The 17,580-nt window shown below is 66.4% G+C and carries 17 protein-coding genes and 1 tRNA gene; 9 read left to right on the top strand and 9 right to left on the bottom strand.

Annotated features, from left to right (window positions below; all coding sequences use genetic code 11):
- Positions 1 to 834, bottom strand: a complete 834-nt coding sequence (locus ACIQCM_RS01355) for an undecaprenyl-diphosphate phosphatase (protein ID WP_400603795.1) — start codon at positions 832 to 834, stop codon at positions 1 to 3.
- Between the two features lie 52 nt (positions 835 to 886).
- On the opposite strand from ACIQCM_RS01355, the gene ACIQCM_RS01350 reads away from it, so the two are divergent.
- Positions 887 to 1,819 carry an aldo/keto reductase gene (locus tag ACIQCM_RS01350; RefSeq protein WP_400603796.1) on the top strand — a complete coding sequence of 311 codons (933 nt, stop codon included), beginning with the start codon at positions 887 to 889 and terminating at the stop codon, positions 1,817 to 1,819.
- A 15-nt stretch (positions 1,820 to 1,834) separates the two neighbouring features.
- Here ACIQCM_RS01350 and ACIQCM_RS01345 read toward each other — a convergent pair whose 3' ends face one another.
- Positions 1,835 to 2,095: a hypothetical protein gene (locus ACIQCM_RS01345; protein ID WP_400603798.1), complete on the bottom strand. Its 261-nt coding sequence runs from the start codon at positions 2,093 to 2,095 to the stop codon at positions 1,835 to 1,837.
- 39 nt (positions 2,096 to 2,134) lie between these two features.
- Here ACIQCM_RS01345 and ACIQCM_RS01340 point away from each other — a divergent pair, with 39 nt between their 5' ends.
- Positions 2,135 to 2,368 carry a DUF5703 family protein gene (locus ACIQCM_RS01340; protein WP_400603800.1) on the top strand — a complete coding sequence of 78 codons (234 nt, stop codon included), beginning with the start codon at positions 2,135 to 2,137 and terminating at the stop codon, positions 2,366 to 2,368.
- A gap of 15 nt (positions 2,369 to 2,383) precedes the next feature.
- On the opposite strand, the gene ACIQCM_RS01335 is transcribed toward ACIQCM_RS01340, so the two are convergent.
- Positions 2,384 to 3,688 carry a M20/M25/M40 family metallo-hydrolase gene (locus ACIQCM_RS01335; protein ID WP_400603801.1) on the bottom strand — a complete coding sequence of 435 codons (1,305 nt, stop codon included), beginning with the start codon at positions 3,686 to 3,688 and terminating at the stop codon, positions 2,384 to 2,386.
- A 163-nt stretch (positions 3,689 to 3,851) separates the two neighbouring features.
- Between ACIQCM_RS01335 and ACIQCM_RS01330 the strand changes: the two genes are divergently transcribed.
- A tRNA-Leu gene (locus ACIQCM_RS01330) sits at positions 3,852 to 3,934 on the top strand.
- 76 nt (positions 3,935 to 4,010) lie between these two features.
- Here the strand turns inward: ACIQCM_RS01330 and ACIQCM_RS01325 are convergent.
- Together ACIQCM_RS01325 and ACIQCM_RS01320 are read right to left on the bottom strand one after the other, a co-directional pair.
- Positions 4,011 to 4,985 (bottom strand): glycosyltransferase family 9 protein, encoded by a 975-nt coding sequence (locus ACIQCM_RS01325; protein ID WP_400604291.1) that lies wholly within the window; start codon positions 4,983 to 4,985, stop codon positions 4,011 to 4,013.
- Positions 4,982 to 6,124 (bottom strand): glycosyltransferase family 9 protein, encoded by a 1,143-nt coding sequence (locus ACIQCM_RS01320; RefSeq protein ID WP_400603803.1) that lies wholly within the window; start codon positions 6,122 to 6,124, stop codon positions 4,982 to 4,984. The genes ACIQCM_RS01325 and ACIQCM_RS01320 overlap by 4 nt, the downstream gene beginning before the upstream one ends.
- Positions 6,125 to 6,332: 208 nt before the next feature.
- Here ACIQCM_RS01320 and ACIQCM_RS01315 point away from each other — a divergent pair, with 208 nt between their 5' ends.
- The 4 genes from ACIQCM_RS01315 (at position 6,333) to ACIQCM_RS01300 (ending at position 9,734) form a co-directional block, all read left to right on the top strand.
- Complete coding sequence (locus tag ACIQCM_RS01315) at positions 6,333 to 6,635, top strand: DUF4193 domain-containing protein (RefSeq protein WP_377215857.1); 303 nt, start codon at positions 6,333 to 6,335, stop codon at positions 6,633 to 6,635.
- Between the two features lie 143 nt (positions 6,636 to 6,778).
- Entirely contained in the window at positions 6,779 to 7,519 is a 741-nt protein-coding gene (locus ACIQCM_RS01310) for a M50 family metallopeptidase (RefSeq protein WP_400603804.1), read from the top strand.
- 9 nt (positions 7,520 to 7,528) lie between these two features.
- Complete coding sequence (locus tag ACIQCM_RS01305) at positions 7,529 to 8,620, top strand: glutathione S-transferase family protein (protein ID WP_400603805.1); 1,092 nt, start codon at positions 7,529 to 7,531, stop codon at positions 8,618 to 8,620.
- A gap of 43 nt (positions 8,621 to 8,663) precedes the next feature.
- Positions 8,664 to 9,734, top strand: coding sequence for an aromatic acid exporter family protein (locus ACIQCM_RS01300; protein ID WP_400604293.1), 1,071 nt, complete (start codon positions 8,664 to 8,666; stop codon positions 9,732 to 9,734).
- Here the strand turns inward: ACIQCM_RS01300 and ACIQCM_RS01295 are convergent.
- Genes ACIQCM_RS01295 through ACIQCM_RS01285 form a run of 3 tightly spaced genes read right to left on the bottom strand, consistent with a single transcriptional unit; the run spans position 9,731 to position 13,348 of the window.
- Positions 9,731 to 10,642: a MaoC family dehydratase gene (locus ACIQCM_RS01295; protein WP_400603807.1), complete on the bottom strand. Its 912-nt coding sequence runs from the start codon at positions 10,640 to 10,642 to the stop codon at positions 9,731 to 9,733. The genes ACIQCM_RS01300 and ACIQCM_RS01295 overlap by 4 nt on opposite strands.
- A complete protein-coding gene (locus ACIQCM_RS01290; RefSeq protein WP_400603808.1) occupies positions 10,639 to 11,979 on the bottom strand; it encodes a 3-oxoacyl-ACP reductase in 1,341 nt (446 codons plus the stop codon). The genes ACIQCM_RS01295 and ACIQCM_RS01290 overlap by 4 nt, the downstream gene beginning before the upstream one ends.
- A gap of 10 nt (positions 11,980 to 11,989) precedes the next feature.
- Positions 11,990 to 13,348 (bottom strand): acetyl-CoA C-acetyltransferase, encoded by a 1,359-nt coding sequence (locus ACIQCM_RS01285; protein WP_400603810.1) that lies wholly within the window; start codon positions 13,346 to 13,348, stop codon positions 11,990 to 11,992.
- Between the two features lie 102 nt (positions 13,349 to 13,450).
- Here ACIQCM_RS01285 and ACIQCM_RS01280 point away from each other — a divergent pair, with 102 nt between their 5' ends.
- Together ACIQCM_RS01280 and ACIQCM_RS01275 are read left to right on the top strand one after the other, a co-directional pair.
- Complete coding sequence (locus tag ACIQCM_RS01280; RefSeq protein WP_400604295.1) at positions 13,451 to 14,149, top strand: TetR family transcriptional regulator; 699 nt, start codon at positions 13,451 to 13,453, stop codon at positions 14,147 to 14,149.
- On the top strand, positions 14,142 to 16,262 hold the full coding sequence (locus ACIQCM_RS01275; protein WP_400603812.1) for an acyl-CoA dehydrogenase: 2,121 nt from the start codon (positions 14,142 to 14,144) through the stop codon (positions 16,260 to 16,262). Before ACIQCM_RS01280 ends, ACIQCM_RS01275 begins: the two co-directional genes overlap by 8 nt.
- Before the next feature lie 88 nt (positions 16,263 to 16,350).
- On the opposite strand, the gene glgA is transcribed toward ACIQCM_RS01275, so the two are convergent.
- Positions 16,351 to 17,550 carry a glycogen synthase gene (glgA, locus tag ACIQCM_RS01270; RefSeq protein ID WP_400603814.1) on the bottom strand — a complete coding sequence of 400 codons (1,200 nt, stop codon included), beginning with the start codon at positions 17,548 to 17,550 and terminating at the stop codon, positions 16,351 to 16,353.
- Positions 17,551 to 17,580: the final 30 nt, after the last annotated feature.

The raw sequence follows: 17,580 nt of genomic DNA, 5'->3' as shown, positions 1-17,580 counted from the left end.
CTACGCGCTGATGACGCCGAAACCGAGCAGCAGATACACGGCGAGTCCCAGGCCGATGCGGTACCAGACAAACAGCCGGTAGCTGCGCGTGGAGACGAACTTCAGGAACCAGCCAATGATGACGTAGCCCACCACGAAGGCAATCACGGTAGCCAGCGCAGTCTCCGGCAGTCCGAAGGGGCCGCTTACGCCGTCCTTGGACACCACCTTGTAGAGCTGGAAGAGCCCGCTGCCGAACACCGCCGGAATGGCCAGGAGGAACGAGTAGCGGGCAGCGGCCTCACGCGTGTACCCCATGAGCAGCCCGGCCGTGATGGTTCCGCCGGACCGTGAAACCCCGGGGATCAGAGCCAGGGCCTGGGCAAAGCCAAAAAGAATGCCGTGCCTGTACGTCAGGCGGCTGAGCTCCCGTTCCTGCCGGCCTACGGCGTCAGCCACAGCGAGGATCAAACCGAAGACGATCAGCATCGTGGCGACGATCCATAAACTGCGCAGCACCGATTCGATCTGGTCCTGGAAAAGGAGCCCCAGGACCACGATGGGAAGGCTGCCCAGGATCACCAGCCAGCCCATCCGGGCATCCGGATCCTGGCGGGAGACCTTCCCGGCCAGCGAGCCCGCCCAGGCCTTCACGATGCGGACGATGTCACGCCAGAAATAGACGAGAACGGCGGTCTCCGTGCCCAGTTGGGTAATGGCGGTGAAGGCGGCGCCGGGATCGGCAGCGTTGGGGAGGAACTGCCCGACGATCCTCAGGTGGGCGCTGGACGAAATGGGTAGGAATTCGGTCAGTCCCTGCACAAGGCCCAACAGGGCCGCCTCAAACCAGTTCACGCTACGACACTACGTCATGGCCGCCAGGGATTCTGGCCGTAAGCTTGCTGCTATGCAGCAGCGTTACGTCGGCAACAGCGGATTGCGGGTCTCCGCCCTCTCACTCGGCACCATGTCCTGGGGCGCCGAAACGGATGAACAGGATGCCTCCGAGCTGCTGCAGACGTTCCTCAACGGCGGCGGCCGGCACATCGATACCTCGGCTTCCTACGGCGACGGCGCGGCCGAGGCCCTGATCGGGTCGCTGCTCGGTGACGTGGTTGCACGGACCGAAGTGTCCATCAGCACCAAGGCAGGAATGACGACGGCGGGGGGCCGCCGAAGGATCGATACCTCCCGCGGCGCCCTGCTCAACGGACTCGACGCAAGCCTTGCGCGGTTGGGGACGGACTACGTTGACGTCTGGCTTGCCGAGGCGTGGGACGGCAACGTTCCCCTCGACGAGACGCTTTCGGCCATGGAATTCGCGGTGCGGACGGGCCGGGCGCGGTACGCGGGCATTGCCAATTTCGCAGGCTGGCAGGCGGCCAAGGCGGCGGCCCTGGCCCGGTTCCCCCTCGTGGCGGCCCAGGCCGAGTACTCACTCCTGAACCGCGCTCCGGAGCCGGAGCTGATACCGGCCGTCGAAGACGCGGGCCTTGGGCTGATGGCGTGGGGCCCTCTTGGGCGCGGCGTGCTGACAGCCAAGTACCGTGGGGGGATTCCGTCCGGGTCGCGTGCTGCTTCGGCCACCGAGGCCTCCTACGTGGAACGGTACCTCGGCGAGGCGCCGACCCGGACGGTGGATGCGGTCTGCATGGCTGCCAAGGGGCTCGGGCGTACCCCCCTGGACGTTTCACTCAGCTGGCTGCTGGCACAGCCCGGCGTGGCAACTGCGGTGGTGGGCGCCAGGACCCCGGCCCAGCTCAAGGAAGTGCTTGACGCCCAGCTCGTTCCCCTGCCTCCGGAAATCTCCCTGGCACTTGAGGACGTTTCGGCCGCCTAGGGCTGCGCACACAGGCTACTCGTCGACGATCTCCAGATCCTCGTCGTCGTCCACGTCCATTTCTTCATCGTCCTCGTCGTCGAAGACCTGAAGCGGAGTCACCTCGTTGTAGGCCTCATAGAGGGCGTCTTCGTAGACTTCGAAGGCGTCCGCCACGGCGAAAAACGCTGCTTCCACGGACGGATCACCGTCCCCGCGGCGGTTGGATGCTGCTATAAGGTGTTCTTCCAAAGCGGTGGTCAGGGACTGAAGCGCGACACGCGGATCGATGCTCATGACTTCACGTTAGCCGGAAAAGGACGAAAATGGAGGGCAATGAAGGAACAATTTCTCACCAGCTCGGTCCGGCGGGAACGGGACTATTTGAGGCAGTACGAGTACCTCGTACTGACGGTCAGCCCCGTCGATTCCCTGCATGAAGCCCGGCGCCGCCTGGTGGAGCACTCCGAATACGGCAAGTGGGAACTGGAGCGCAGCAAGCTGTACATGGGCGGCGGCCGTCGCTTCTGGCTCCGCCGCAGGGTGATGCAGGTCCAGCGGACCGTTTAGCTCCCGCCCGTGCCGTCAGTAGTTCGTCAGCAGCGTGTTCAGTACCCGTGCGCCGAACTTCAGGCTGTCGGCCGGTACGCGCTCATCCACGCCGTGGAACATGCCGGTGAAATCCAGGTCGTCCGGCAGCATCAGCGGTGCGAAGCCATAACCCGTGATGCCCAGGCGGCTTAATGACTTGTTGTCCGTACCGCCGGAGAGCGTGTACGGCAGCACCTTCGCGCCGGGGTCCTCGGAGTGAAGGGCATCGATCATGGCGTCGACCAGGTTGCCTGCAAACGGCACTTCAAGCGACACGTCCTGGTGCACATAGCTGACGTCCACTCCGGCACCGGCCAGGGTACGCACAATCTCCAACACCTGTTCCTGCTGGCCCGGGAGGGTGCGGCAGTCGATCAGCGCCTCAGCCGACTCCGGAATGACGTTGTGCTTGTAGCCGCCCTTTAGAAGCGTGGGGTTGGTGGTGTTCTGCAAGGTGGCTCCGACGAACCTGGCCACCGTACCCAGCTGGTCCAGCAGGAGGTCCGGATTACCGGCGTCGAACTCCACTCCCGTGAGTTCCGTCACCCCGTCCAGGAACTGCCGCGTGGTGGGAGTCAGTTCGATGGGCCACTGATACTCGCCGATGCGGGTGACCGCTGCCGCGAGCCGGGTAACGGCGTTGTCCGTGCTGATCTGGGAGCCATGCCCAGCCCGGCCATGGGCTACGAGGCGCAGCCAGGAAATGCCCTTCTCGGCCGTCTGCAGGAGGTAAGTCCGCTGGCCTCCGATGGTGGCGGAGAAACCGCCGACCTCCGAGATCGCTTCGGTGGCACCGTCGAAGAGTTCGGGGCGCTTCTCCACGGCGTAGCGCGCGCCATAAGCGCCGCCGGCTTCCTCGTCCGCGAAGAACGCAAAGATGATGTCCCGCTTCGGCTTTGTGCCGGACCGGACGAAACTGCGCAGGACGGAGAGGATCATCGCATCCATGTCCTTCATGTCCACGGCGCCGCGGCCCCAGATCAGGCCGTCCTTGAGTTCCGCGCCGAACGGATCGACGGACCACTGGTCACGCAACGCGGGGACAACGTCGAGATGGCCGTGCACCACCAGGGCGCTGGCGGAAGGATCCTGCCCTTCCAGCCTGGTGACAACATTGGCCCGGCCGGGTGCCGATTCGAAGATCTCGGCCTCCATGCCGACCTCCGCGATCAGCCCGGCCGTATATTCAGCAGCCGCCCGCTCCCCCGGACCCGAGCCGTCTCCATAGTTGGAAGTGTCGATCCGGATGAGTTCCTGGCAAATCCGGACGACCTCGTCCTCGGGCAGGATGTCAGGCATGCGAACTCCTTTTGATGGGCAACGTCACCGGCTGGATTGCTGCCCCCAGACTACCCAAGAGGGCCGATTCCATGTTTCCGGAAAGTTCGTGTTAGAGTTTTTCTCGCTGCTTCGGAGAGGCGCGAAACGCTGAAAAGCGGGAACGCTTCCCGAAATACCACCTGCGCGGGTGGCGGAATGGCAGACGCGCTAGCTTGAGGTGCTAGTCCTCGAAAGGGGGTGGGGGTTCAAGTCCCCCTCCGCGCACAAAAGATGAATTGATTCATCAGGGAACACCCCGGTCTTTGGACCGGGGTGTTCGGCTTTTAACGACCATTGCCTCTCAGAGTACGCCGAGTCCCCGCAGCGCTGCCAGCACGTCGGAGACCTGGACGCCCAGCAAGGCAGGGTCAGGGTCGGCAGCAAAAGCATCACCGCGCCGAAGCTCCGGGCGCGTGAGTACCACGTGGGGGCCCGGCGGAGGTCCCCAGATTTCCGGCGGCGCCGGCCCGAACAGGACCACGGACGGCGTCCCGTACGCCGAAGCCAGGTGTGCGGCACCCGTATCAGCGGAGACGACGACCGAGGCTTCCGCCACAGCCGCGGCAAAGGCGGCAAGCCCCAGCCGTCCGGCCAGCACGGCTTCGGCCGGAAGCCCGGCCAGCCGGCACACCTCCACCGCCCGCGCCGCTTCTGCCGATCCTCCGGTAAAGACCACCCGGTGGCCCGCAGCGGCGAGCACCGATGCCACCTCCGCGAACCTTCCGGCGGGCCACAGCCGGCTCCCATATGCCGCGCCGACGTGCAGGACGGCTGCGCCCGGAGCCGGACCGGCTTCCTGGGGACGGGCGATTCCCACGTCCGCAGGATCGGCAGCAATTCCGTGCCACTCGAGCAACCGTACCCAGCGTTCGCGCTCGTGCAGATCGTCCCGCCACGGAGGTCCTTCATGCTTGGGGCCCGCATGAGCGATGGTGCGCTTCGCCTTTAGGGCGTCGATCCTCGCCCGGCTCTCCGGTCCGCCGCCATGCAGGTTGACGGCAACATCCACGGCGCCGGGTTCCTTGGCCAAGGGCTGCTCCAGCCCTTGCGTAGGCAGCAGTTCATAGCCGCCCACCAGGTCCAGTGCCTCCGCAAGCCATCCCTGCGCGGCGTACAAAAGCCGGTGTTCGGGGAAGGCCCGCCGGAGTCCTTTCAGGGCCGGCACGGCCACCAGCAGATCCCCCAGCTTCAATGCGCGAAGCACGAGCAGTTCCGGCCGGTGGCCGGACAAAGCCGCAACACCCGCTGCCTCGGTTCCCGCCCCGGCGGCGGTCAAACCTGCCACCCGGTTCCGCCAGTCGCGGCAAGGCTGCGGACATCATCGAGGACACCTTCCACCGGTATCCCGGCCACGAGGGATTCATCGTGCGGGCAACGCGGTGCCGTCCATCCCACCTGCGTGACGTCGATGCCGCAGACGGGGCAGACAGTCACCCAGGACGCATGCAGCCGGTGCAGGCTTCGTCCGAGCGCACCCGCGTTGATGATGTTGCCTGCCCAGTAGATGCCCACCGTCGGAACACCAAGGGCCTGGGCGAGATGCCGTGGGCCGCTGTCATTGCCAACAACCACCGAAGCCGAGGACAGTAAAACGACGAGCTGCTCCATGTCCAGGGATCCCGCCACGGACCGGACGCCGCTGGATCCGGCTCCCGCGACGATGTCCTCCGCCAGGGACAGTTCGCTGCGGTCCCCCACCACATCAACCCGGAAGCCCTCGGCCGCGCACGCGCGCGCGAGGTCAGCAAACCGCGAGGCCGGCCAGCGGCGCCGGGGATCCGTTGCTCCCGGATGAATTACCACCAGGGGTGCGCTGGCGCCGTCGTCGGATGGAAGGTTGTCCGCCTTTTGGCCCGCGGGCGCCAGCCGGGCCTCGAGGTCGCAGGGATAGGCGCCGGCGAACCCTGCCACCTCAAGGGCGCGCAGCGGTTCGTGCTGGTAGTAGAGGTACGGAACACTGCGCTCCAGGTGCGCCGCATCCGGGGTCCTCGTGCCCACGGTGTGCCGCGCGCCCAGCTGGAGCAGAAAGGGGTTCGAGTAACGTCCCCCGCCATGCAGCTGTACAGCAAGGTCCAGGTCCAAGCCCGCCATCCGCCTGAAGAAAGCTTCCACGGCTGCCGGGTCCTCCTCGCCCGGCCGCACTCCCACGGCATACGGCAGGACCTCTACCCCGGTCACGGGGCTGTCCGTTACGGCCAGCACCTCCTGGTGGATGGGGGTGCCGAGTAATGTGATTTCCGCCTCAGGGTAGGCCGCCGCCAGGGCACTTACCGCAGGCAGGGCGTACATCAGGTCGCCCAGTCCCCCGCCCCGCAGGACTGCAATCCTCCGAACGCCGCTGAACTTCTCCAAAACCGGCCCAACGCCCGTGCCTACGCGGCGCGCGCCGCCAAATTCCGCCGTGAGCTGGTTCAAGAGGCTCCCCCCAGGTGCATGGGAGGCCCGGGCGGTGCCCCGGTCTCCACTTACGATGGACGGCGCTCGGACGCTCCGCCGCCGTCGTGCTTCTCTTGCCTCCCTACCCATACCGGGGACGAATATGCTGCGCCTCTTGGGGAATACCAGCTTGATGCTGTACGTTTCATACGCGACAGACGAACCAAAGAAAAGAGAAGCACCCAAAGTGGCAACCGATTATGATGAGCTGCGTTCCGACGTCAAGGAATCGCAGGACAACTCCCTCGAGCAGCTCCAGTCTGCCAACGCTCCGGATGCCCGCAGCGTTGTCCTGGAACTCGATGAGGCGGACGGACTGGACGGTGCCGGCGTTCCCGGCGGCGAATTCGTTGCCGAAGAGCTTGTAGTACAGGTCATCCCGCAGGCCGAGGACGAGTTCACCTGCTACTCCTGCTTCCTGGTACGCCACCGCTCCCAGATCGCCAAGCAGAAGAACGGCCACAGCTACTGCACCGAGTGCGAAGGCTGACGTTCTGAACCTGGCGGGCATTTGCCCGCCGCTTGCCGCCCGTTTCGGGTAAAGGCACGCCCGCCTTGCGGCGTGCCTTTCGGCTTTAACCGTCACGTTTGGACCATGCCCGTGAGTTACTCCGGTCCTGGCGAAAGGCTCCAGTGAACGATTACGGCAATCTTTTAGCTCAGGGGGCGGACCTGCTGTCCCGGACCGAACCTCCAGCTGTCAGCCTGATCCAGCTGCTGATGGTTGTGGCCGCGGCGGCCGGCCTGGCGGTCCCCCGGCGTTCGTGGCGCTATTTCGGCCTCCTCGCCACGGTTACGCATGAGCTGGGACATGCGTTTGCGGCGCTTACCTCGGGCCAGCGGCTGTCCGGCATACGTTTGCGCCTGGACCACTCCGGGACCACGACCACCTACAGCCGCAGCAGGATTGCGGCCACATGGTCGTGTTTCTGGGGCTACCCGGTGCCGGCCGTCGCGGGCGCGGCCCTGGTCTGGGCGGGACTGAATGGATGGGCTCCCGCTGCGGTCGCCGTTTCGGCGCTGCTGCTGGCGGCCTCTCTCGTTTTCCTGCGCAACCTGGCCGGGTTCCTCATCACCGCTGGCGCCATTGCCACCTGCGCGGGGCTGGTCACGCTGGTGCCGGCACCGTTTCAGGGCCACATAGTGGTTGTCCTTGGCCTGGCGCTGCTGGTTGCAGCCGTCAGGGACCTCGCCAAGCTAGTGCACGTACACCTCCGCCGGCGGGACAGGCTGGCGACTTCGGACGCCTACCTGCTCTTTCGCGCCACGGCCATCCCGTCCTTTATCTGGATTCTCCTGTTCAGCGGCGTGGTGGCCGCTGCCTGGCTGACAGTCTGGCAGCAGGTATCGCTGATCGTGCCGGGCGGCACATAGGCTGGGGGCATGAACCAGCAGAGCGAAATTACCCGGCAGGAAACCGCAGCATCACCAGGGGAATACAGCACGCGTGGAGCCTATGTCACCGGCGGTGCAGAGTTCACCCGGGACACCAATTACATAGAGGACCGGATCACCCGTGACGGCAGGCCCGGCGATAACGGCGAACCCGGCTGGCCGGTGGAAGCAGGCCGTTACCGGCTGGTGGCTGCGCGGGCTTGCCCCTGGGCCAACCGCGCCGTCATTGTCCGCCGCCTGTTGGGACTCGAAAACGCCATCTCGCTGGGCCAGCCCGGGCCCACCCACGATGCCCGGTCCTGGACTTTCGACCTTGACCCCGGCGGAGTGGATCCGGTCCTGCGCATCGAACGCCTTCAGGACGCATACTTCCGGCGTTTCCCGGGCTATCCGCGGGGTATCACCGTTCCCGCCATCGTGGATGTCCCCAGCGGAGCCGTGGTCACCAACAACTTCCCCCGGATCACCCTGGATTTCGCTACGGAGTGGACGGAGTTCCACCGGCCGGGCGCCCCGGACCTCTACCCGGCACACCTCAGGGAGGAGATCGACCAGGTCAACCGGCGGGTTTTCACGGAGGTCAACAACGGCGTGTACCGTTGCGGATTCGCCGGCTCGCAGGAGGCTTACGACGCCGCCTACGCCCGTCTCTGGACCGCGCTTGACTGGCTCGAGGACCGCCTGTCCCGGCAGCGGTACCTTGTAGGCGACACCATCACGGAAGCGGACGTTCGGCTGTTCACCACGCTGGCCAGGTTCGACGCCGTCTACCACGGCCATTTCAAGTGCAACCGGCAGAAGATTGCCGAGATGCCTGCTCTTTGGGCCTACGCCCGCGACCTGTTCCAGACCCCGGGCTTTGGGGACACCATCGATTTTGTGCAGATCAAGCAGCACTATTACATCGTCCACGAGGACATCAACCCCACCGGGATCGTGCCCGCGGGGCCTGACCTGTCGGGCTGGCTCGAGGACCACGGACGCGAGTCGCTGGGCGGGCGTCCTTTCGGCAACGGAACTCCGCCGGGACCGGTCGGGCCGGGCGAAGAAGTGGCAGCAGGCCACGGTGCCGCAGCCTGATGCGCACCGGGAGGCCCGGACTGCCTGGCTCCTGAAAAAGTCGCTGGCCGGGCTTTCGGCGGCTTTTGCCGCCCAGCGCCTTCAGCTTGCTGCCAAGGCTGCCATAGCGGCGGGCATCGCGTTTGCCGTAGCGCCGTTCATGCCGGGCTCGGCTGCCGAATACCCGTACTACGCCCCCCTGGGCGCCCTTGTGGCGATGTACCACAACGTCGCGGGCTCGGTCCGGCAGGGCGTACAAACTCTGGTGGGCCTGTCCATGGGCATTGGCCTTGCCTTCCTGCTGGTGAACATTACCGATCCGTCTCCGTTAACCGTGGCGGTTTTCATGGGCGTCGGGGTACTCCTTGGAGGCCTGCCGAAGATCGGCTCCGGCAGCGACTGGATTCCGACGGCGGCGCTTCTGGTTTTGCTGGTCGGCGGCAACAATGCCGACGACTACTCGTTCGGCTACCTCGTGCAGATGGGCGTAGGGGTGGTGGTGGGAATCGCCGTCAACTTCCTGATCTTCCCCCCGCTCCACCTCGAGGCTGCCGCCGCGAGCATCGAAGAGCTGCGCGTTGCCCTTGGGACCCAGCTGACGGATATGGCGGAGGCCGTCAAGGAAAAATGGCCGCCGGAACATGAGGACTGGTCCCGCCGCTCGGACGATCTTTCCGCCGCCGCAAGGTCCGTGCGGCACCTGGTCAAAGAGGCGGACGCCAGCCGCAGGGCCAATCCGCGCCGAAAGCTGCACCCGCGCGACATCGACCGTGACTACCGCAACCTTCGCGAGCTGGAGCGGGTCACCTTCCACATCCAGGACATCACTGACGTCCTCTCGGACGTGATTTGGGAAAGTGATGTTCCATACGTCCTGCCGCAGCAGGACACTGATCCCCTGGCCCACGCCATGTCCGCGACCGGCGGACTGCTTAAGGCCTACAACGAACCGGACGGGCAGATGCACCGCGAGTCCTACAAGACCGCATTGGCGGCGGTGGAAGCCTGCGTGGCTGCCACCGCCGAGCGCGCGCCGGATGAACGTGGGGTACCGGCCTCCGAATCGATCATCCTGAGCCTGCACCGCATCCTGCGCGCGCTGCAGGCCCCGGATGAGGCCCAGTCTGCCGCTTAGAGCGCTGCCACGGATCCGCTAAAGTGCCTTCGGCCGGACCGCGGGTTCCAGGCCACGAAGTCCGACCGCTCCCAGCTCCCGGTACTGCCTTGTGCGGTGTTGATTTCCAGCGCCACCCGGCCCGGCAGGAAGACGGGGGCGTCAAATGTGACGTCCCACACGAAAGATTCGCCGCGCGCCGGGCCGACATCTGCCAGCGCCCTGGAGGCAAGGTACATGCCGTGGGCAATGGAACGCCGCATGCCCAGCGCCTTCGCTGAAAGGGAACTGAGGTGGATGGGATTGAAATCCCCGGACACCGCGGCGTAGGCGCGGCCGGTGTCCACCCCGAGCTGCCACACTGCCGTAGGGTCCGGCGCCGAAAAGTCCTGCCGTGGTACATGAACCGTTGGTTTGTCGATGCCCGGCAGGAACACCCCTTTGGCAAGGTAGGTGGAGACGCCCCGCCAGCAGGGCTCGGCTGTTCCGGCCAGCCTCACCTCGGTGACGACATCCACTTGGGTTCCGGCCCGGTGGCCCCGAAGGTGGGACACCGACGCCGCAATATCCAGGACGTCGGTGAACAGCACCGAAGAGCGCTGCTCGACCGTATTGCGCAGGTGAATCATGCCCAGAAGCGGCAGCGGGAAGTCATCGCGGTTCATCACGCTCATGGCCACCGGGAACGCCAGGGCGTGGATGAAGCCGGCGGGAAGGACGTCGCTCGCCGTCTCGCCCACCAGGTGCTGGTAGGCGGTGAGGGTGGCAACATCCACCGTGACGTCCCGCACCTCGTGGCCGGCGCCGGGAAGGTCGGCGGAATCGTGGGTCCCCAGCAGGCGCCGGCGCGCGGCCTGGGCTGCAGCATTGACATAAAGTTTGGACAGCGAGGGCATCTCGCCCAAAATCACCGGCTGCGGCGCGGTCATGCGCCCACCAGATTCTGTCCGCACACCCGCAGTACCTGGCCGTTGATGCCGCTGGCCGCGTCGCTGGACAGGAATGCGATTGCTTCTGCCACGTCCACCGGCAGGCCACCCTGCTGCAGCGAGTTCAGGCGCCGGGCTACTTCCCGGACGGCGAAGGGAATCCGGGCCGTCATGTCGGTTTCGATGAAGCCCGGGGCCACGGCGTTCACCCCGCCCCCTGCCGCTGCCGCCAGCGGCGCGGTGGCCCTCACCATCCCCACGACGCCTGCCTTGGACGCCGCATAGTTCGTTTGTCCGCGGTTTCCGGCGATGCCGCTGGTGGACGCCACAGAGACGATCCGGGGCGCCTTACCGAGCCGGTCATCGGCGAGAATGGCATCGTTGATGCGCAGCTGGGACGCAATGTTGATGTTGATCACGGAGCTCCAGCGGGCGTGGTCCATGTTGGCCAGGAGCTTGTCCCGGGTGATGCCGGCGTTATGCACCATGATGTCCAGGCTTCCGTGGCGCTGCAGGGCGTGGCTGATGATCCGTTGCCCGGCGTCCTCAATGCTGATGTCCAGCTGCAGCGCGGTTCCACGGACCTCGTTGGCCACAGCGGCGAGATGGTCGCCGGCGGCGGGGACGTCCACCAGGACCAGGTTCGCGCCGTCCCGGTGCAGCGTCCGGGCAATTGCAGCGCCGATGCCCCGCGCGGCTCCGGTGACCACGGCGGTCTTTCCGGCGAGCGGTTTGTCGAAATTTCCAGGGACCGCGCCGTCGCCGGTGCTGACGGTCAGGAGCTGGCCGTCGACAAAGGCAGATCTGCCGGAAAGAAAGAACCGCAGGGCAGCCAGTGCACCTGGACTGGCTGGAGCAACGTCTCCCGCCAGGAGGACTCCGTTGCCGGTGGCACCTGCCCGGAGTTCTTTGGCCAGGGACCGGAGCAGTCCCTCCAGGCCCTGGCGCGCGGCAGCGGCGGCCGGCGATACACCGTCCGACGCCGGCCGGGAGACTGTGATGACGCGGCCGCCGGGCGCGAGGTCCCGCAATGAAGCCGCTGCCGCCAGAACCGGCGCTTCAAGATCCTCCGGGCTGGAAATGGTATCCAGGACCAGGACGATTGCGGCGAGCTTCTCCCGCGGCACCGCGTGGCGCCGGACGTCCAGGTCCCAGCCGAGCAGGGCCGCGGCAAGTTCGTCGGCACCGGATGAGCTGCCCTGCACCAGCACGGGGCCGGTGAGCAGCGGCTGCCCGGGCTCGTAGCGGCGAAGGGCGGCCGGCTGCGGAAGGCCCAGCTTCCGGGCGATCTTTTTCGCCGGGCCCTTGCTGACCAGTTGTGCGTAGGTGTCCGTCATGGCTGCCTCCCTAGAGTGATTCGAGGATAGCGGCCACGCCCTGGCCGCCCGCGGCGCAAACTGACACCAGGCCGCGGACGGGACGGCCGCCGTCGGACGCTTTGGCGTGCAGCGTCTTGGCCAGAGATCCGACGATCCTTCCGCCGGTGGCTGCGAAGGGGTGGCCGGCGGCCAGGGAGGAGCCGTTCACGTTCAGGCGGCTCCTGTCGATGCTGCCGAGGGCGCCCTCCAGTCCCAGGCGGGTGCGGCAGAACTCATCGTCCTCCCAGGCTGCCAGGGTGCTGAGTACAGTGGCGGCGAAGGCCTCGTGGATTTCGAAGTAGTCGATGTCGTCCAGCGTGAGCCCGTGGCGGGCCAGAAGACGGGGTACGGCGAAGACGGGCGCCATGAGGAGGCCGTCCTTGCCATGCACGAAGTCCACTGCTGCGGCTTCCGCGTCCACAACCGCCGCGAGCTTGGGCAGGTCGTGGGAGTCGGCCCATTCTTCGGAGCCCAGCAGGACAGCGGACGCACCGTCTGTCAGCGGAGTTGAATTTCCTGCCGTCATGGTGGCATCCATGCCGAGGTTCCGGCCGAAGACGGGTTTGAGGGTGGCCAGTTTCTCCAGGGACGTGTCTGCGCGCAGGTTGCCGTCCCTGGCCAGGCCGCGATACGGCGTGATGAGGTCGTCAAAGAAACCCGATTCATAGGCCGCGGCCAGGTTGCGGTGGCTGTTGTAGGCCAGTTCGTCCTGGGCCTCCCGCGTGATCTTCCACTGCGCCGTGGTCAGGGCCTGGTGCTCGCCCATGGAGAGGCCGGTACGGGGCTCTGCCGTGCCGGGGGCCAGCGGAGCAAGGTCCCTGGGACGCAGCCGGCTAATGGCCTGCAATCGCTGGCCAAGCGTCTTGGCACGGCTCAGGTCCAGGACTACCTCCCGGAGTCCCTCGCTCACCACGATGGGGGCGTCGGAGGCTGAGTCCACGCCGCCGGCAATGGCCGAATCGATCTGGCCCAGCTTGATCTTGTTGGAGAGGCCTACCACTGTTTCCAGTCCGGTGGCGCACGCCTGCTGGAGGTCGTAGGCGGGGGTTTCGGGAGACAGTGCCGAAGCCAGGACTGCCTCGCGGGTGAGGTTGAAGTCCCTGGAGTGCTTGAGCACGGCGCCGGCGGCAACCTCCCCGATCCGCTCGTCCTGCAGGCCAAACCGGGCAATGAGACCGTCCAGCGCCGCGGTGAGCATGTCCAGGTTGGATGATTTGGCGTATGCGCCGCCGGACCGCGCGAACGGGACGCGGTTGGCTCCGATGACCACCGCTTTCCGGGCGGAAGGGGCAACGGGCCGGGCGTCCGGCGCAGCGGCTTCGGCGGTGGGCTGTCCTTCAACGGGCATTGGATCTCCTCTGATCAACGATTACCGATACCCAGCGTACCTGATACGCTGGGTATCGTGAACATCCAGGATCCAGCAATTTCCCGCTCCTCCGGCGCGGCCATGGACGGGCGGTCCTCCCGCTGGCAGACGCACCGTGAGGAGCGGCGGCGCGAGCTGATCAAGTCCGCACGCCGGGCCGTCCATGCTTTGGGCAGCGACGCATCCATGGAGGAAATCGCGGGCGCGGCGGGAACGTCAAAGTCCGTGTTTTACCGGTATTTCGGCGATAAGGCCGGACTCCAGCAGGCGGTGGGCGAGGTTGTCCTGGACCAGATGCAACGCCGGATCCGGGAGGCAGCGCAGACCGCACAGACACCGCGTGAAGGCCTGCTGGCCATGGTGGGCGCCTACCTCCAGATGGCCGCCACCAGTCCCAGCGTCTATACGTTCGTCACCCGCCAGGGGACCCCCGAAGCGGACGGGTCCTCCGCCTCCGCAACGGACTCCGGCGCCTTGGGGCACTTCTTCGAGGCCGTGGCGGAAATGATCGCCACCCCGATGCGCTCGCACCTGGGAGGCGGCAACGAAACTGTCATCGGTTACTGGCCCAAGGCAGCGATCGGGCTGGTCCGCAACGCCGGCGAACAATGGCTGAACACACCGGACTCGCCCGCCAAGCCGGGCCAGGAAGTCATGGCGCGGCATATTACGGCGTGGCTGTGCGTAGGGATCGCTCCTGAACTCAGCCAGTCCGGCACAAGGCAACTTTCCAGCACCAAACAATCTGTCAGCACCAACGAAGGACATGGACATGACTGAACTCGCGGACCGCGCCGCGCGCGGGAACCAGCGCCGTGACCAGGCGACGCTGCCCGGGCCAGCCGCAGGAGGACGCGGCGAACAGGCCGCCGTCAACGTGGAAGCCCTGGGCAGGCAGCTTCTGGGCCGTTGGGCGGACGTCCGCCTGCAGGCCCGCAGCCTGGCCGCACGCCCGGAACTGCGGAAAATCGAGGGCCTGACACACACGGATCACCGGAAACGCGTGACCGGGCAGCTGATGTACCTGGTGGACAACAACGCCGTCCACCGCGCCTTCCCGGCGGAGTTCGGCGGCACCGATGACCACGGCGGCAACGTTGCCGGCTTCGAGGAGCTGGTGGTGGCGGACCCGTCCCTGCAGATCAAAGCGGGTGTGCAGTGGGGCCTGTTCGGGTCGGCAGTCCTGCATCTGGGAACGGCTGAACACCACGCCAAGTGGCTGCCGGGCATCATGGCCATGGAGATCCCCGGGTGCTTTGCCATGACCGAGACCGGGCATGGTTCCGACGTGGCCAGCATTGCCACCACCGCTACATATGACCAGGACACCAAAGAGTTCGAAATCCATACCCCGTTCCGCGCGGCGTGGAAAGACTATATCGGCAACGCAGCCGTGGACGGCCTGGCCGCCGTGGTTTTTGCCCAGCTGGTGACCAAGGGAGTGAACCACGGTGTGCATGCCTTCTACGTGGACCTCCGGGATCCGCAGACCCGGGCCTTCCTGCCGGGCATTGGCGGCGAGGACGACGGCATCAAGGGTGGACTCAACGGCATCGACAACGGCCGGCTGCACTTCACCCGTGTCCGTATCCCGCGGACCAACCTGCTCAACCGGTACGGGGACGTCGCCCCGGACGGCACGTACAGCTCGCCGATTGCCAGTCCCGGACGCAGGTTCTTCACCATGCTGGGAACACTGGTCCAGGGACGGGTCTCACTGGACGGCGCCGCAGTGGCCGCCTCCAAAGTGGCGCTTAAGGCGGCCATCCAGTATGGCAGCGAGCGTCGCCAGTTCAACGCTTCGTCCGCCACGGACGAGGAAGTCCTGCTGGACTACCAGCGGCACCAGCGGCGCCTGCTGACCCGCCTCGCCACCACCTATGCGGCCGGGTTCGCACACGAACAGCTCCTGGCAAAGTTCGACGACGTCTTTTCCGGAGCCCACGACACTGACGAGGACCGCCAGGACCTGGAGACCCTGGCCGCTGCCCTCAAGCCACTAAGCACCTGGCATGCCCTGGACACGCTGCAGGAATGCCGCGAGACCTGCGGCGGGGCCGGCTTCCTGATCGAGAACCGCTTCGCCTCCCTGCGTGCCGACCTGGACATCTATGCCACCTTTGAGGGCGACAACACCATCCTGCTCCAGCTGGTGGCCAAGCGGTTGCTGGCGGATTACGCCAAGGAGTTCCGCAATGTGGACTTCGGAGTGCTGGCCCGCTACGTGGTGGGACAGGCCACAGGTGCGGCACTGCACCGCACGGGCCTGCGCCAGGTGGCACAGTTCATGGCCGACACCGGATCGGTGCAGAGGGCAGCGATCGCGCTGCGGGACGAGGAAGGCCAGCGCGCACTCCTGACGGACCGCGTCCAGACCATGGTGGCAGAGGTTGCCTCGGAGCTGAAGGGTGCAGCCCGGCTTTCCCAGCCGGAAGGCGCCGCAGTGTTCAACCGGCACCAGAACGAGCTCATCGAAGCGGCCCAGGCGCATGCGGAACTGCTGCAGTGGGAAGCCTTCACGGAAGCGCTTCGCGAGATGGACGACGCCGGCACAAAAGTTGTCCTGACCTGGCTGCGGGACCTGTTCGGCCTCTCACTCATCGAAAAGAACCTGGCCTGGTACCTCATGAACGGCAGGCTCTCCATGCAGCGCGCCCGGACGGTGGGCGGCTACATCAACCGGCTCCTGGCCCGGATCCGGCCGCATGCCCTGGACCTGGTGGACGCTTTCGGTTACGAGGACGAGCACGTGCGGTCCGCCGTCGCCACGGGAGCGGAGAAGCAGCGGCAGGACGAAGCCCGCGCCTATTTCCGGGCCCGCCGGGCCAGCGGCACGTCACCGGTGGAGGAGAAGTTCCTGCAGCCCGCCGCGGACCGGGCCCGGCGCGGTTAGGGCGCCATCCGCAATACAGCACGACGGCGCCGCTCCAGCACGTGGGGAGCGGCGCCGTCGTGCGTGGCCGCCGTGGCGGGGCTGATGGTCAGCCGGGGAGCACCGACCGGTATACCTCAAGGGTGGTCTGCGTGATGGACTCCCAGGAGAAATGCTCTTCGGCGCGGCGGCGGCCGGCCTCGCCCATGGCGCGTGCGCGTTCCGGATCCGAGACGACTTCCGTCAGCGCTGCCGCGAACTCGGAAACAAACTTCTCCGGGTCCAGCGGGGTGCCGGTGCCGTCCGTGACCTGCTCCAGGTCCACGAGCAGGCCTGTGCGGCCGTGTTCCACCACTTCCGGAATACCACCGGTGGCGCTTGCCACCACCGCCGCACCGCAGGCCATGGCCTCGAGGTTGACGATGCCGAGCGGTTCATAGATAGAAGGGCACGCGAACGCCGTGGCATGGCTGAGCACCCGGATCAATTCCTGCCGCGGCAGCATCCGCTCGATCAGCACCACGCCGGTGCGTTCACGCTGCAGGTCTTCGATGAGGCGGGCTGTTTCGGCCGCGAGCTCGGGGGTGTCAGCGGCGCCCAGGCAGAGGACGAGCTGGACGTCGGCCGGCAGCTTTGCTGCCGCGCGGAGCAGGTAGGGGACTCCCTTTTGCCGCGTGTTCCTGCCCACAAAGACAACGCTGGGCCTGGCGGGGTCGATGCCGAGGGCGCGGACGGCGTCGTCATTCTCATCCCGCTTCCACAACTCCACGTCGATGCCGTTGTGGACAACCCGGACTTTCTGCGGATCAACGGCCGGGTAGCTCCGCAGAATGTCCTGGCGCATGCCCTCCGAAACGGCGATGATCGCGGCGGCCGCTTCGTAGGCCGTCTTCTCTACCCATGAGGACAAGGCGTAGCCGCCGCCCAGCTGCTCGGCCTTCCAGGGCCGAAGCGGCTCCAGGCTGTGGGCGCTGAGCACGTGCGGGATGCCGTGCAGGAGGGAGGCCAGGTGTCCGGCCATGTTCGCGTACCAGGTGTGCGAGTGGACCAGGTCGGCGCCTGCGACGTCCGGAACGATGCGCAGGTCCACGCCAAGCGTCTGCACGGCCGCATTGGCCGCACCAAGGTCTTCCGGGACGGAATAGGACGTCACCGCCGCACCGTGGTAATCGGCGTCCCGTGGCGCACCAAAGGCCCGAACCTGCAGGTCAACATGCTTACTAAGCACCCTGCTCAATTCGGCGACGTGCACCCCGGCTCCCCCGTAGATCTCCGGCGGGAATTCTTTAGTCACAATGTCTATTCGCACAAGACCCAAGGTAGTCCTTCACGCTGAACT

Source organism: Pseudarthrobacter sp. NPDC092439 (assembly GCF_044754945.1).
Lineage (GTDB): Bacteria > Actinomycetota > Actinomycetes > Actinomycetales > Micrococcaceae > Arthrobacter.
The sequence above is the reverse complement of the archived record's forward strand: the minus strand, read 5'-3'. Positions and strand labels throughout refer to the sequence as shown.